This is a genomic window from Streptomyces sp. NPDC033229, from assembly GCF_055576875.1.
In genome coordinates, this window is record NZ_JBVIQR010000010.1 from 98268 (window position 1) to 113322 (window position 15055).

Sequence of the window (15055 nt, forward strand, 5' to 3'; positions counted from 1 at the left end):
GAGCTGGGATTTCTCTCGTATGCACGGAGCGGGACCGGTACGCGCGTAGTGAGTCCGAGCCCTCGGAAGGACCCCCTCTTGGCCGCCTCGCGCAACGCCTCGACTGCCAATACGAACAACGGCGCCAGCACCGCCCCGCTGCGCATCTCTTTTGCGAAGATCAAGGAGCCCCTCGAGGTTCCGAACCTCCTTGCGCTGCAGACCGAGAGCTTCGACTGGCTGCTCGGCAACGCCGCCTGGAAGGCTCGCGTCGAGGCTGCGCTGGACAGTGGTCAAGACGTCCCCACCAAGTCCGGTCTGGAGGAGATCTTCGAAGAGATCTCCCCGATCGAGGACTTCTCCGGGTCGATGTCGCTGACCTTCCGCGACCACCGTTTCGAGCCGCCGAAGAACTCCATCGACGAGTGCAAGGAGCGCGACTTCACGTACGCGGCCCCGCTCTTCGTCACCGCGGAGTTCACCAACAACGAGACCGGTGAGATCAAGTCTCAGACGGTCTTCATGGGCGACTTCCCGCTCATGACCAACAAGGGCACCTTCTGCATCAACGGCACCGAGCGTGTCGTCGTGTCGCAGCTGGTCCGCTCGCCGGGTGTCTACTTCGACTCCTCCATCGACAAGACGTCCGACAAGGACATCTTCTCCGCCCGGGTGATCCCCTCCCGCGGTGCCTGGCTGGAGCTCGAGGTCGACAAGCGCGACCTGGTCGGTGTCCGCATCGACCGCAAGCGCAAGCAGTCCGTGACCGTTCTCCTGAAGGCTCTCGGTTGGACGACCGAGCAGATCCTCGAGGAGTTCGGCGAGTACGAGTCGATGCGCGCCACCCTGGAGAAGGACCACACCCAGGGCCAGGACGACGCGCTGCTCGACATCTACCGCAAGCTGCGTCCGGGCGAGCCGCCGACCCGTGAGGCCGCGCAGACGCTGCTCGAGAACCTCTACTTCAACCCCAAGCGCTACGACCTCGCGAAGGTCGGCCGCTACAAGGCCAACAAGAAGCTCGGTGCGGACCAGCCGCTCGATGCCGGTGTGCTGACCGTCGACGACATCATCGCGACGATCAAGTACCTGGTGAAGCTGCACGCCGGCGAGACGGAGACCGTGGGCCAGAACGGCACCACGATCGTCGTCGAGACCGACGACATCGACCACTTCGGCAACCGTCGTCTGCGTAACGTCGGCGAGCTCATCCAGAACCAGGTCCGCACGGGTCTGGCTCGTATGGAGCGCGTCGTCCGCGAGCGGATGACCACCCAGGACGTCGAGGCGATCACGCCGCAGACCCTGATCAACATCCGGCCGGTCGTCGCCTCCATCAAGGAGTTCTTCGGCACCAGCCAGCTGTCGCAGTTCATGGACCAGACGAACCCGCTGTCGGGCCTGACCCACAAGCGTCGTCTGTCCGCGCTGGGCCCCGGTGGTCTGTCCCGTGAGCGGGCCGGCTTCGAGGTCCGAGACGTGCACCCGTCGCACTACGGCCGCATGTGCCCGATCGAGACCCCCGAAGGCCCGAACATCGGTCTGATCGGCTCGCTCGCCTCCTACGGCCGCGTCAACGCGTTCGGTTTCGTCGAGACCCCGTACCGCAAGGTCGTCGACGGTGTCGTCACCGACCAGGTGGACTTCCTCACCGCCGACGAAGAGGACCGCTTCGTCATCGCGCAGGCGAACGCCCCGCTGACGGACGAGAACACCTACGCCGAGGACCGCGTCCTGGTCCGCCGTCGTGGCGGCGAAATCGACTACGTGCCCGGCACGGACATCGACTACATGGACGTCTCCCCGCGCCAGATGGTGTCGGTCGCGACCGCCATGATCCCGTTCCTCGAGCACGACGACGCCAACCGCGCGCTCATGGGATCGAACATGATGCGCCAGGCCGTTCCGCTGATCAAGGCGGAGGCCCCGCTGGTCGGCACCGGCATGGAGTACCGCTGTGCGGTCGACGCCGGTGACGTCATCAAGGCCGAGAAGGACGGTGTGGTCCAGGAGGTCTCCGCGGACTACGTCACCGTCGCCAACGACGACGGCACGTACAACACGTACCGGGTCGCGAAGTTCTCCCGCTCGAACCAGGGCACGTCCTTCAACCAGAAGGTCGTCGTGGACGAGGGCGCCCGCGTGATCACCGGCCAGGTGCTCGCCGACGGTCCGTCCACGGACGAGGGCGAGATGGCGCTCGGCAAGAACCTCCTCGTGGCGTTCATGCCGTGGGAAGGCCACAACTACGAGGACGCGATCATCCTGTCGCAGCGCCTCGTGCAGGACGACGTCCTCTCCTCGATCCACATCGAGGAGCACGAGGTCGACGCCCGTGACACCAAGCTGGGCCCCGAGGAGATCACCCGGGACATCCCGAACGTCTCCGAGGAGGTCCTCGCCGACCTCGACGAGCGCGGCATCATCCGCATCGGTGCCGAGGTCGTCGCCGGCGACATCCTGGTCGGCAAGGTCACGCCCAAGGGTGAGACCGAGCTGACCCCGGAGGAGCGCCTGCTCCGCGCGATCTTCGGTGAGAAGGCCCGTGAGGTCCGTGACACCTCGCTGAAGGTCCCGCACGGCGAGATCGGCAAGGTCATCGGCGTCCGCGTCTTCGACCGCGAAGAGGGCGACGAGCTGCCCCCGGGCGTGAACCAGCTGGTCCGCGTCTACGTGGCGCAGAAGCGCAAGATCACCGATGGTGACAAGCTCGCCGGCCGTCACGGCAACAAGGGCGTCATCTCGAAGATCCTGCCGGTCGAGGACATGCCGTTCCTCGAGGACGGCACCCCGGTCGACATCATCCTCAACCCGCTCGGTGTCCCGTCCCGAATGAACCCGGGACAGGTCCTCGAGATCCACCTCGGCTGGCTCGCCAGCCGCGGCTGGAAGGTCGAGGGCGACGAGGACTGGATGAAGCGTCTGCAGGCGATCGGCGCCGACGATGTCGCCGCCGGCACCAACGTCGCGACCCCGGTCTTCGACGGCGCCCGCGAGGACGAGATCGCCGGTCTCTTCGAGTCCACGATCCCCAACCGTGACGGTGACCGTCTGGTCCTGCCCTCGGGCAAGGCCCGGATGTTCGACGGCCGCTCCGGCGAGCCGTTCCCGGACCCGATCTCGGTCGGGTACATGTACATCCTCAAGCTGCACCACCTGGTCGACGACAAGCTGCACGCCCGTTCGACCGGTCCGTACTCGATGATCACCCAGCAGCCGCTGGGTGGTAAGGCTCAGTTCGGTGGCCAGCGCTTCGGTGAGATGGAGGTGTGGGCGCTGGAGGCATACGGCGCCGCGTACGCCCTCCAGGAGCTGCTGACCATCAAGTCCGACGACGTCACCGGCCGCGTGAAGGTCTACGAGGCCATCGTCAAGGGCGAGAACATCCCCGAGCCCGGCATTCCCGAGTCCTTCAAGGTGCTCATCAAGGAAATGCAGTCCCTGTGCCTCAATGTGGAGGTGCTGTCCTCGGACGGCATGTCCATCGAGATGCGCGACACGGACGAGGACGTCTTCCGCGCTGCGGAAGAGCTCGGTATCGACCTGTCCCGGCGCGAGCCGAGCAGCGTCGAAGAGGTCTGACGGGTCTGGTCGGGGCTCTCTAGCAGAGCCCCGGCCGTCCCCGGACCCCCAGACCATGATGTAGAGCCCACTAACTCGCTGGCGCGAGGGGGCACAAACCCTGAAAGAGGGATTGACGAACAGTGCTCGACGTCAACTTCTTCGACGAGCTGCGGATCGGCCTGGCGACCGCGGACGACATCCGAACCTGGTCCCACGGCGAGGTCAAGAAGCCGGAGACCATCAACTACCGCACCCTGAAGCCCGAAAAGGACGGACTCTTCTGCGAGAAGATCTTCGGTCCGACCCGGGACTGGGAGTGCTACTGCGGCAAGTACAAGCGTGTCCGCTTCAAGGGCATCATCTGTGAGCGCTGCGGCGTCGAGGTCACTCGCGCCAAGGTGCGTCGTGAGCGGATGGGCCACATCGAGCTTGCCGCTCCCGTCACCCACATCTGGTACTTCAAGGGCGTTCCGTCGCGGCTGGGCTACCTGCTCGACCTCGCCCCGAAGGACCTCGAGAAGGTCATCTACTTCGCCGCCTACATGATCACGTGGGTGGACGAGGAGCGCCGCACGCGCGACCTGCCCTCGCTGGAGGCCCACGTCTCCGTCGAGCGTCAGCAGATCGAGCAGCGTCGTGACGCCGACCTCGAGGCCCGCGCCAAGAAGCTCGAGTCCGACCTGGCCGAGCTCGAGGCCGAGGGTGCCAAGGCCGACGTGCGCCGCAAGGTGCGCGAGGGCGCCGAGCGTGAGATGAAGCAGCTGCGCGACCGCGCGCAGCGCGAGATCGACCGCCTCGACGAGGTGTGGAGCCGCTTCAAGAACCTCAAGGTCCAGGACCTCGAGGGCGACGAGCTGCTCTACCGCGAGCTGCGCGACCGCTTCGGCACCTACTTCATGGGTGCGATGGGCGCCGCCGCGCTGCAGAAGCGCCTGGAGTCCTTCGACCTCGACGAGGAGGCCGAGCGCCTCCGCGAGATCATCCGGACCGGCAAGGGCCAGAAGAAGACCCGTGCGCTCAAGCGCCTCAAGGTCGTCTCCGCCTTCCTGCAGACCCGCAACAGCCCCAGCGGCATGGTGCTCGACTGCATCCCCGTGATCCCGCCGGACCTGCGTCCGATGGTGCAGCTGGACGGTGGCCGCTTCGCGACCTCCGACCTGAACGACCTGTACCGCCGTGTGATCAACCGCAACAACCGCCTCAAGCGTCTCCTTGACCTCGGTGCCCCCGAGATCATCGTGAACAACGAGAAGCGGATGCTGCAGGAGGCCGTCGACGCGCTGTTCGACAACGGCCGTCGTGGCCGTCCGGTCACCGGTCCGGGTAACCGCCCGCTGAAGTCCCTGAGCGACATGCTCAAGGGCAAGCAGGGTCGTTTCCGTCAGAACCTGCTCGGTAAGCGTGTGGACTACTCCGCGCGTTCCGTCATCGTCGTCGGTCCGCAGCTGAAGCTGCACCAGTGTGGTCTGCCCAAGGCCATGGCGCTGGAGCTCTTCAAGCCGTTCGTGATGAAGCGCCTGGTCGACCTGAACCACGCGCAGAACATCAAGTCGGCGAAGCGCATGGTCGAGCGCGGCCGCACGGTCGTCTACGACGTGCTCGAAGAGGTCATCGCCGAGCACCCGGTGCTGCTGAACCGTGCGCCCACGCTGCACCGCCTCGGCATCCAGGCCTTCGAGCCGCAGCTGGTCGAGGGCAAGGCCATCCAGATCCACCCGCTCGTCTGCACCGCGTTCAACGCGGACTTCGACGGTGACCAGATGGCCGTGCACCTGCCGCTCTCCGCGGAGGCGCAGGCCGAGGCCCGCATCCTGATGCTGTCCTCGAACAACATCCTCAAGCCGGCCGACGGCCGTCCGGTCACCATGCCGACCCAGGACATGGTGCTGGGCCTGTTCTTCCTCACCACCGACGAGGAAGAGCGCAAGGTCATCGGCGAGGGCCGGTCCTTCGGCTCGGTCGCCGAGGCGATCATGGCCTTCGACGCCCGGGAGCTCTCGCTCCAGGCGAAGGTCGACATCCGCTTCCCGATCGGCACCGTCCCGCCGCGTGGCTGGACCCCGCCGGTCGCCGAGGAGGGTGAGCCGGAGTGGCAGCAGGGGGACACCTTCCGCCTGCGCACCACCCTGGGCCGCGCGCTCTTCAACGAACTGCTGCCCGAGGACTACCCGTTCGTCGACTACTCGGTGGGCAAGAAGCAGCTCTCCGAGATCGTCAACGACCTGGCCGAGCGCTACCCCAAGGTCATCGTGGCGGCGACGCTCGACAACCTGAAGGCCGCGGGCTTCCACTGGGCGACCCGTTCCGGCGTCACCGTCGCCGTCACGGACATCGTCGTCCCGGAGGCCAAGAAGGCCATCGTCAAGGGCTACGAGGCCCAGGACGAGAAGGTCCAGAAGCAGTACGAGCGCGGTCTGATCACCAAGGACGAGCGCACGCAGGAGCTCATCGCGATCTGGACCAAGGCGACCAACGAGGTTGCCGAGGCGATGAACGCGAACTTCCCCAAGACGAACCCCATCTTCATGATGGTTGACTCGGGTGCCCGAGGAAACATGATGCAGATGCGACAGATCGCCGGTATGCGTGGTCTGGTGTCGAACGCGAAGAACGAGACCATCCCGCGACCCATTAAGGCGTCGTTCCGTGAGGGTCTCTCCGTGCTGGAGTACTTCATCTCCACCCACGGTGCCCGTAAGGGTCTCGCGGACACCGCGCTCCGTACCGCCGACTCGGGTTACCTGACCCGTCGTCTGGTGGACGTCTCGCAGGACGTGATCATCCGCGAGGAGGACTGCGGCACCGAGCGCGGCCTCAAGCTGGCGATCGCGACCAAGGGCGCCGACGGTGTCCTGCGCAAGACGGACGACGTCGAGACCAGCGTGTACGCCCGTATGCTCGCCGAGGACGTCGTCGTCGACGGCAAGGTCATCGCGCCTGCCAACGTCGACCTCGGTGACGTGCTCATCGAGCAGCTCGTCGCGCACGGCGTGGAGACGGTCAAGACCCGCTCGGTCCTGACCTGCGAGTCCGCGGTCGGCACCTGTGCCTTCTGCTACGGCCGCTCGCTGGCGACCGGCAAGCTCGTCGACATCGGTGAGGCCGTCGGTATCATCGCGGCCCAGTCGATCGGTGAGCCCGGTACCCAGCTGACGATGCGTACCTTCCACACCGGTGGTGTGGCCGGTGACGACATCACCCAGGGTCTGCCCCGTGTCGTCGAGCTCTTCGAAGCCCGTACGCCCAAGGGTGTCGCCCCGATCTCGGAGGCGGCCGGCCGCATCCGTATCGAGGAGACCGAGAAGACCAAGAAGATCGTCGTCACCCCGGACGACGGCAGCGACGAGACGGCGTTCCCGATCTCGAAGCGTGCCCGTCTGCTGGTCAGCGAGGGCGAGCACGTCGAGGTGGGCCAGAAGCTCACCGTGGGTGCCACCAACCCGCACGACGTCCTGCGCATCCTCGGCCAGCGCGCGGTCCAGGTCCACCTGGTCGGCGAAGTCCAGAAGGTCTACAACTCGCAGGGCGTGTCGATCCACGACAAGCACATCGAGATCATCATCCGGCAGATGCTGCGCCGCGTGACGATCATCGAGTCCGGCGACGCGGAGCTGCTGCCGGGCGAGCTCGTGGAGCGCACGCGCTTCGAGGGTGAGAACCGTCGTGTGGTCACCGAGGGCGGTCACCCCGCCTCCGGCCGTCCGCAGCTGATGGGTATCACCAAGGCCTCGCTCGCCACCGAGTCCTGGCTGTCGGCGGCGTCCTTCCAGGAGACGACCCGGGTGCTGACCGACGCGGCGATCAACGCCAAGTCGGACTCCCTGATCGGCCTCAAGGAGAACGTCATCATCGGTAAGCTCATCCCGGCCGGTACGGGTCTGTCCCGCTACCGCAACATCCGGGTGGAGCCGACCGAGGAAGCCAAGGCCGCGATGTACTCGGCCGTCGGCTACGACGACATCGACTACTCGCCCTTCGGGACGGGTTCGGGTCAGGCCGTGCCGCTGGAGGACTACGACTACGGTCCGTACAACCAGTAGGTCTGTACAACACGCTCGCAGGGCGGTCACCTCGGAAGAGGTGGCCGCCCTGCGGCGTTTTCGTCACCCTCAGCGTGCGGTGATGCCCCACGCTGAGAGCACCAGCCCGGCGAGGGCCGTGAGCGCGGCGATGCTGGCCAGCGGCCAGCGGGCCCGCTCCAGGGCGTAGAGCCGGGACTCGTGGTCGGCGAGCTGTCTGTCGGTCTGGTCACTGCGCTGGACGAGCAGTGCGAGGGCGCCGTCGACCCGGGCGAACCCGGCCTCCATCGTGCCGCGGAGCCGTTCCAGCTCCAGGGCGACGGTGGCGGTGGTGCCGGATGCTTCCGTGCCGGTGTCGTTCATGCGCGGCCCCGGTCGTCCTCGGCGGCGAGGGCGCGCAGGGCGGCGTCGCCGTTCGGGGGCGTGCCCTCGGTGCGGAGCCAGGCGGGGAGCAGGGCCTGAACGGCCGGCAGCGCCATGACGCGGGCGAGGCCGCCCGCGGCGGCCAGCGCCCCGGCGACCCAAGGGAGGGTCGCGGGGACGCCGGAGGCGTCGACGATCGCGGGCAGGACGACCGCGAGGCCGACGGCGGTCTGGAGAACGGTGCGGAGGGTCCGCTTGGTGGCGTCGGACAAGGGACGGCCTTTCCGGGTTTTCAGGTGTTCCGGGTTTCCGGGTGGTGACTGGGTGATCAGGAAGAGCGCGGGACCTTGAGCGCGTCCCAGGAGTTCCGGCCCGGCCAGCCGTCGGCGTCGGATCCGCTGAAGCCGAGCTTGCGCTGCCACTTCGCGTAGGAGTTCCGGTCGGCGTCGGTCCACCGGGGACCGGGGCCCTCGCCGTACGCGGAGCAGCCCTCGGCGACGAGACGGCGGCCCATGGCGGTGACGAGGGGGGAGTCGGGCTCGCCCTTGAAGAAGTCGGCGCCGGGGAAGGGCTCGTAGTCGTTGCCCGCCGCGGGGACCTTCAGCTTCTGGCCGGGGTGCAGGACGTTCGGGTCCTTGAGGCTGTTGAGCGTCACGAGGCGGGAGACGTCCGTGGCGTGGGACTCGGCGATGCGGGTGAGGGTGTCGCCGGGCTGGACGGTGTACGGCTGGGTGCCGGAGCCGTCCCCTTTGGGCGGTGTCGTCGGCGTGGTCGGCTTCGCCGGGGCGGAGCCGAGGCGGCCCGCGATCTTTCCGCGCATGCCGTCCATGGAGAATCCGACCGGGTCGATCTTGGTGTTGGTCCACTCCTTGTGCCCGATGACGGACCCGGAGCCCCAGCCGTGCGCGCGGCAGAGGGCGGCGGACACCCGCTCGATGGCGTCGAGCTGGGCGGCCGGCCAGGGGTCGTCGCCGTCACCGAGGTTGACGCACTCGAAACCGTAGAAACGCGCGTTGCCGTCGGCGTCCATCGAGGTGGGCCGGGGCAGGGCGGACTCGGCGACAACGGCGCTCAGCACGTCGCTGTCCCCGCTGCCGGCGTGGTTGGCGCGGCCGTTGCCGACGAGGTGGACGGTGCCGGCCTTGTCGATGACGCCGTGGCAGAGCGGGCCGGGCAGCTCGTCGTACCCGTCGTAGCAGATATCGACGCTCTCCTGGGTGCCGCTGGTGACGGTGTGATGAATGATCACACCGTTGACCGGGCCCCAGGCGCCCTTGTGGTTGCGGTTGTGCTCACGCCAGTCGCCGACCTCGACGACGTTCACACCCTCGGCGCGGAGGGCGGCGACGAACTGGTCGGCGGAGAGGGGAGTAGCCATGTGCTTCGCTCCAGTGTGGGTAGGGGGGATGCTGCTGTGTGGTGTCCTCAAACGCCGGACGGGCTGAATCCGGGCCATGTGAAGACGGGAGACGCGCCCGCAGGCGGAACTCCGCCGGACAAGCCCAGGGCCCGCCCCGCGGCCGCTGCGGGGCCGTGTCGTACGCACCACCGCTGCGCGGCGGTGTCCTCAAACGCCGGACGGGCTGTCATCGGCTGAGCTCAGCCGAATCAAGCCCGTCCGGCGCTTGAGGACGCGCCCGAAGGGCGCTCGCCGCCGCAGGCGGCAAAGAACGGCTCACGGCCTAGGCGACCGCGGCCCAGATGGCGTTGGCGTCGTCGATGACGGACGACGGGGTGAAGGAGGCGGGCAGCGAGGTCTGGCCGGTCGCCGGGAGGCGGCCGTGCCGGACGAACTCGCCCGGCATGCGGGCAGCGCAGGACGGGCGGAGGCCGAAGTTGGACCCGACGGCGAAGCCCGGCCCGTCGGTCTTGATGGCCGGCCCGTTGAAGACGAAGGCGACCCAGTACTTTCCGGGCTGCGCGACGTACGACGCGGTGAGGGGGAAGGCGACCGTGGCGCCCTCGTGCACCGCCGGGAAGATGTCCTTCAGGGACGGGGTCACGGCCACCCGGTTGCCGGCGGCGTTGTACAGGCCCGCGTACGACGCGGCGCTGAGGGTGTTGCCCACATAGCCGTGGCAGAAGAACGCCAGCTTGCTGATGTCCGTGGGGGTGTGGAAGACGACCCCCATCAGGTACACGTTTCCGGTGGAGCAGTACTGCGGTGCCTGGTTCTTGTCGGTGGACGTCGACATCGACGACGAGGCCGGGTCGAACGTCCAGGCCTTGAACCCGAGGTCCGTCGGACCCCAGGTGCCGGGACTGGACACCAGGTCCACGTAGTCCTTGCGGACCAGATGACCGTTGTTGGTCGGCGCGCCCAGCGCCATCGGGGGCGTCAAAAAGGTCTTCGTGCCGTCGATGGTCTGGGAACCGCTCAGCAGCATCGCCGTGTCCGCCGGGACGGCGCCCACGTCACCGGCGGTCAGCACGACCTTGCCCGTCGAGCCGTTGACGGACTGGACGGGGAAGTCCGCGGGCTTGGCGTACCGCAGGTCGGCCGCCGCCTGGTCGAGCGCGCCCACGTCGGCGGCGGTCAGGGCGACCGCGCCCTTCTTGCCGTTGACGGACGACACCGGCGCGACCGCGCCCGGCGGCAGCTGGGCGGCCGGGACCTTGCCGGTCGCGTCCAGGCCCGCCACGCCGTTCGCCGCACCGACCGACTCGGCCGGGACGGCCTTGACGTCGGCGGCCGCGAGGGTGATGTCGGCCGTGCTCTTGCCGTTGACGGACCGGACGAGGCCCGGCGCCCCCGCCGGGCCCGCCGGGCCCGGGGCGCCGGCCGGGCCGGGCGGGCCCGGGACGGCGACGTACTCGGGGGCCTCGGGGTTGACCGGGGCGATGTCGGCGAGGTCGACGGTCGGCTGGGCGGCCGGGAGCACGATGTTGTACGTGCGGTTCACCGGCAGCCCGGACAGCTGCTCGGTGACGGTGTACTGCCACTTGACCGGGTTCATGCCCGGCGCGTCCGTGGCGGGCAGGACGGCCTTGATCCGGCCGTCCGCGTCCAGCGGGGCGACGATCGGGCCGCCGAGGATGACGTCGCTGCCGGTGTGCGTCAGCAGGGTGGGCGTCTGGAAGATGACGCTGCCGGTGAGGGCGAGACCGTCCGGGGTGAGGTAACGGGCGGTGACGGTCACCGTGGGAATGTTGTTGGGCAACACGTGGGTGGCTCCTGATGTGTTGAGGAGGCGGTCAGGACTGGACGCCGTACAGCGCGCGCGGGCTGCACGCGACGGTGCTCCCGGCCGTGGTCGCACGGGCCTGGACCTTGAAGGTCACGCGGCTGTCGAACGGCACCCCGACGGGCGCGGTGAACTCCAGCGGCCCCGGCCCGGCCGGACCGAGCTGGACGTCGTTGGCCAGCAGCCGGACCTCGCCGCCCGCCGTGGCGGCGATCAGGCAGTAGAGGTTGGGGTGCTGGGCGATGGCTTCGCCGCTGTAGAGCGTCGTCCACTCGGTGGAGGCGGTGGACTCCCAGCGGCCGGTGTTCTCCGGCGTCGGCATCGGATACGGGATGTAGGGCCGGGCGAGCCCTTCCCCCGTGGTGTCGTCGGCGAAGAGGGCGTTGCCCTTGCGGTCGAAGACCTTCACCGACTGGCTCGGCTGGAGGTCGGGGGCCTCGGCGTGCACGGTCAGTGCCTTCGAGCCGTCGTCGCGGCGGACGAAGAAGCCCTGCTGCTCCCCGTCGGGCCGGGCGGGGGAGACCTGGCCGATGTAGAGGAGTTCGGCGCCCTTCTGTTCGTCGCGGTTGCGGACGGCCAGCTGGCCGCCGTCGCTGATGACGACGTTGCCGCCGCTGACCCGGTCCATGGCGGGGCGGGTGTTCGCGCTGCCCATGAGTGCCCGTACCTGCCGCTCCAGGGAGCGGATGCGGTCGAGGAGATCGGTGGGGATCGCGGCCATCTATGCCTCTTCCAGATAGAGCTTCGCGGTCTCGCTCTTGCCGCGCGCGGGCGGCGTGACGGTCAGGCCGACGACGCGGTAGCGCAGGTCCGGGCCGTCCACGTGCCAGCCGTCGCGGATGCGCAGCCGGACGGACGCGCCGATGAGCGCGGGGGTGATCCGGCCGTCCACGCGGATGGTCACCTCGGGGATGACCTGCGGCCTGCGGGCTCGGGCCAGTTCGGCCCGCGCCGCGCTGTCCAGGACCGCCTTGTCGGACACTCCGCTGTGGTCCGAGGAGTTCTCCAGGCGCGGCCAGCCCGCGTCGAGGTCCTCGGTCGCGACGGCCGGTGCGGACATCTCCGGGAGCGAGTCGGAGGCCTGGTTGCGGTTGGCGGTCTCACCCCGGGCGACCCAGACGTTGGCCTGCACGGTCGAGTCGGCCGGCAGGCTGTAGGTGAGGACCTGGCCGGGCCGGTCGAGGACGATGTCCGCGTCACCGGTCGTGATCTTCGGGTGGCCGAGCTGGAGCTTCTTGACCCGCGCGCCCGTCTCGGGGTCGCGGTAGCACTGGATGCGCCACTCGAACCCGTCCTGCATGGCGGCCAGTTGGTCGATCAGCTCCCGCACCCGGGCCAGGTCCGTGTACGCGTAACGGCGGTTCCACACCACGCCGGAGAAGTCGTCCCCGTAGGTGATGCCGATGTCGCCGCCCGGCTGTGACTGCACGTGCCGGACGAGGGCACGGGCGATCTCGAACTGGTCGACGGTCGAGAAGTTCCGGTCCCGGCCCAGGATGCGGTGGTCGAGGTAGGAGTCGAAGGTACCGGCCTGGATCTGGACGTCCAGTCGGCCCCGCTCGTCCCCCGCCGGGGTGCACGTCCACAGGATGCCGCCCCACCAGATGTCGGAGCCGCGCTCCAGCCAGACCGCGGTGCGGCCGGGCTGGAGCGCGGTGCGGGCCCGCTGTGCGAGGGCCGTGTCGGGGAGCGGGACCGTGGCGCGCAGTTGCCCCGGCTTGCCGATGAAGTCGTCGAACTCGACCTCGGTCAGGGGCAGGGAGTCGATCACCCGGTCGGTGCGCAGATCGCAGAAGAGGGCGCGGTACGTCACGTCCGCCGTCGGCGTCGTCCGCGTCATACGGCGGCCTCGTAGGTGCCGTACACCTCGTACCAGTTCTTGGCGACGGGCGGCATCGGGTCGTCACCGTCGACCCAGAAACCGGTGGGCTTGCCGGAGGCCTGGACGGCGGACCAGTTGCGGGCGATGCCCTTCTCCTCGTACGAGGCGCTGATCTCGGCGCCGCCGTGGAAGTAGCCGTTGGACTCGCCACCGATACGGGCCCGGAAGTTGACCGTGTGGACCGGCTTGGCGACCGGACGGACCGGGAGGCTGAGGTACCAGTTGCCGTTGCTGCCGGCGCCGCCCCACGTGGTGGTGGTGCCGATGGTGAGTTCGGCGCGGAAGTGGACGATGGGGCCGTCCTGGATGTACCGGCCGATCACGGTGCCGTTGCCGAGGCTCACCTGCGGGCCCTGCGTCGCCTTCCAGATCGGCGTGTAGTCCTGCCAGGACGGGCGCTGCGGGTAGGGCGTCCACTTCTGGCCGTCCCAGCGCTCCAGTCCCGCACCGGTGTCGCGGTACTGACCGGGGTAGGCACCGTCGAAGCCCAGGCCCCAGCCGAGCGGGATGATGCCGCCGACCGCGACGGTCGCCCGGCGGCGGTCCTTCACGGCGGTGGCCCAGTTGATGCCGCCGGTCCCGGACGAGGCGGCCTTCGGAACCGTCACCTCGGCCAGCGCCAGCGAACCGAGCGGTGTCTTGGGTGCGACGGGGTTGGCCGCCGGTACGCCCTGGACGATCTCGACGACCGCGGCGGTCTGGTTGGAGGCGTCCTGCTGGGCGTCGTACACGCGCAGCACCACGAGGTCGACGCGGGGATAGCCCGGGTCGCCGTCCGCGAAGGTGATGCTGGTGTGCTCGGCGCTGAAGACGGGGTAGGCGCCGGCGACCTCGGTGCTCTGCACGATCGCGCGGCCCGGGGCCACCTTGGCGCTCATGCCCGCGGTGTCACCGAAGACACGCAGGCCGGAGATGGCCTCGGTGCCGCCGGTCGAACCGGGGATCACCCCGTCGCGGGAGGACAGGACGCCGTTGGGGGTCATGGTGCCGAGCGGGGCGAGCCGGGTGTCGACCCGTGTCTGGCCGCCGTCGGCGTCGGTGGAGTTGAGCAGCCAAGCACTGCGGATGTTCATACCGTTCTCCAGGTGGTGTGCGGGGTGATGGGAAGGCGGCGGGCTCTTACCAGTGCGCGTTGCGCCAGGTGACGGTCACCGAGGCAGCGGGGTCGACCACCCCGGGCGCGGCGCGGAACGCCAACGCCGTTGCCCCGGGCTCCAGTTGGAAGAGCTGCTCGGGCGTCGACCCCGGGGTGGCGGTGTGGATGCGGGAGGCGGATTCGTTGAGCGTGACCGTGCCCGCGTTGGTGTCGATCGTCAGCACGTCGGAGGCGGCCAGCCTGATGTCGTACTCGATCCGCAGACCGTCACTGAGCCGGGTCAGGGACGGGCGGCGCACCGGACCGCGGAACTCGATCACGGGGTTCGCCGGGGCGTCACCGCCGTTGACCGCGGTGACGATGCCGGTGGAGGTGATGTCTCCCCAGTTCAGCGGCCACTTCAGGCCCCGCTCCTGGTCCCAGCTGAGGCCGCGCTCGGGCGTGGGCAGCCCGGTGCGTTCGGTCTGCTCGTCGACGGCGAAGCGGCGCGGATCGGCGCAGACCCACTGCACGGTGGCCTTCGCCGCGCCGCGCGTGACGAACATCCGGTCCTGGGGGATGGCCCGCTGGCTCACCCGGGCCCGGCAGGCGAGGGTCTCGCCGTGCAGTCGTACGGCCAGCCACTGCTCGCCGGCGTGCACGGCGGTGGCGGCCCGGAACTGCTGGGCGACGGCGGCCGCCCGGGACAGCTGGTCGGGCAGCAGCCAGATGGGCGCGGTGATGGTACGGGCCTGGGACCACTGGGAGCCGGGCCAGGCGCCGTGCTGGTCGGGGCGCAGGACGTCGCCGCTGTCGAGGCCGGGCAGATCGGCCCAGCCGGTGAGCCCGCTGTCGGCGATCTCGTAGTCGGTGCCGGGGCCGAAAAGCAGTCCGGCCCACTGGATCTGCCCATCACGGGTGATCAGTGAGCCGGGGGGTGCGGTGGCCGTGTTCATTTGTGTCGGGGGCATGGGTGGGTGGCCCTCAC

Annotated in this window: 10 protein-coding genes; 2 read left to right on the forward strand and 8 right to left on the reverse strand. The window is 69.1% G+C overall.

Annotated elements, in window-relative coordinates:
- Positions 1-78: 78 nt before the first annotated feature.
- Positions 79-3561 (forward strand): DNA-directed RNA polymerase subunit beta, encoded by a 3483-nt coding sequence (gene rpoB, locus ACZ53N_RS11940; protein WP_130878954.1) that lies wholly within the window; start codon positions 79-81, stop codon positions 3559-3561.
- 122 nt (positions 3562-3683) lie between these two features.
- On the forward strand, positions 3684-7583 hold the full coding sequence (locus tag ACZ53N_RS11945) for a DNA-directed RNA polymerase subunit beta' (protein ID WP_130878955.1): 3900 nt from the start codon (positions 3684-3686) through the stop codon (positions 7581-7583).
- A 69-nt stretch (positions 7584-7652) separates the two neighbouring features.
- On the opposite strand, the gene ACZ53N_RS11950 is transcribed toward ACZ53N_RS11945, so the two are convergent.
- The 8 genes from ACZ53N_RS11950 to ACZ53N_RS11985 all read right to left on the reverse strand — a co-directional run bounded on the left by ACZ53N_RS11950 (position 7653) and on the right by ACZ53N_RS11985 (position 15038).
- On the reverse strand, positions 7653-7925 hold the full coding sequence (locus ACZ53N_RS11950) for a hypothetical protein (RefSeq protein WP_469140752.1): 273 nt from the start codon (positions 7923-7925) through the stop codon (positions 7653-7655).
- Positions 7922-8197: a hypothetical protein gene (locus ACZ53N_RS11955; protein WP_184733876.1), complete on the reverse strand. Its 276-nt coding sequence runs from the start codon at positions 8195-8197 to the stop codon at positions 7922-7924. Before ACZ53N_RS11955 ends, ACZ53N_RS11950 begins: the two co-directional genes overlap by 4 nt.
- A 56-nt stretch (positions 8198-8253) precedes the next feature.
- Positions 8254-9303, reverse strand: coding sequence for a peptidoglycan-binding protein (locus ACZ53N_RS11960; RefSeq protein WP_469140753.1), 1050 nt, complete (start codon positions 9301-9303; stop codon positions 8254-8256).
- 304 nt (positions 9304-9607) lie between these two features.
- The gene (locus ACZ53N_RS11965) at positions 9608-11089 is read right to left on the reverse strand and encodes a phage tail protein (RefSeq protein ID WP_469140754.1); all 1482 of its coding nucleotides are present in this window, start codon (positions 11087-11089) and stop codon (positions 9608-9610) included.
- A 31-nt stretch (positions 11090-11120) separates the two neighbouring features.
- Positions 11121-11831, reverse strand: a complete 711-nt coding sequence (locus tag ACZ53N_RS11970; RefSeq protein WP_469140755.1) for a hypothetical protein — start codon at positions 11829-11831, stop codon at positions 11121-11123.
- Entirely contained in the window at positions 11832-12950 is a 1119-nt protein-coding gene (locus tag ACZ53N_RS11975) for a hypothetical protein (protein WP_469140756.1), read from the reverse strand.
- Positions 12947-14065, reverse strand: a complete 1119-nt coding sequence (locus ACZ53N_RS11980; RefSeq protein WP_469140757.1) for a hypothetical protein — start codon at positions 14063-14065, stop codon at positions 12947-12949. Before ACZ53N_RS11980 ends, ACZ53N_RS11975 begins: the two co-directional genes overlap by 4 nt.
- Positions 14066-14111: 46 nt before the next feature.
- Complete coding sequence (locus ACZ53N_RS11985) at positions 14112-15038, reverse strand: phage distal tail protein (protein ID WP_469140758.1); 927 nt, start codon at positions 15036-15038, stop codon at positions 14112-14114.
- Positions 15039-15055 lie beyond the last annotated feature (17 nt).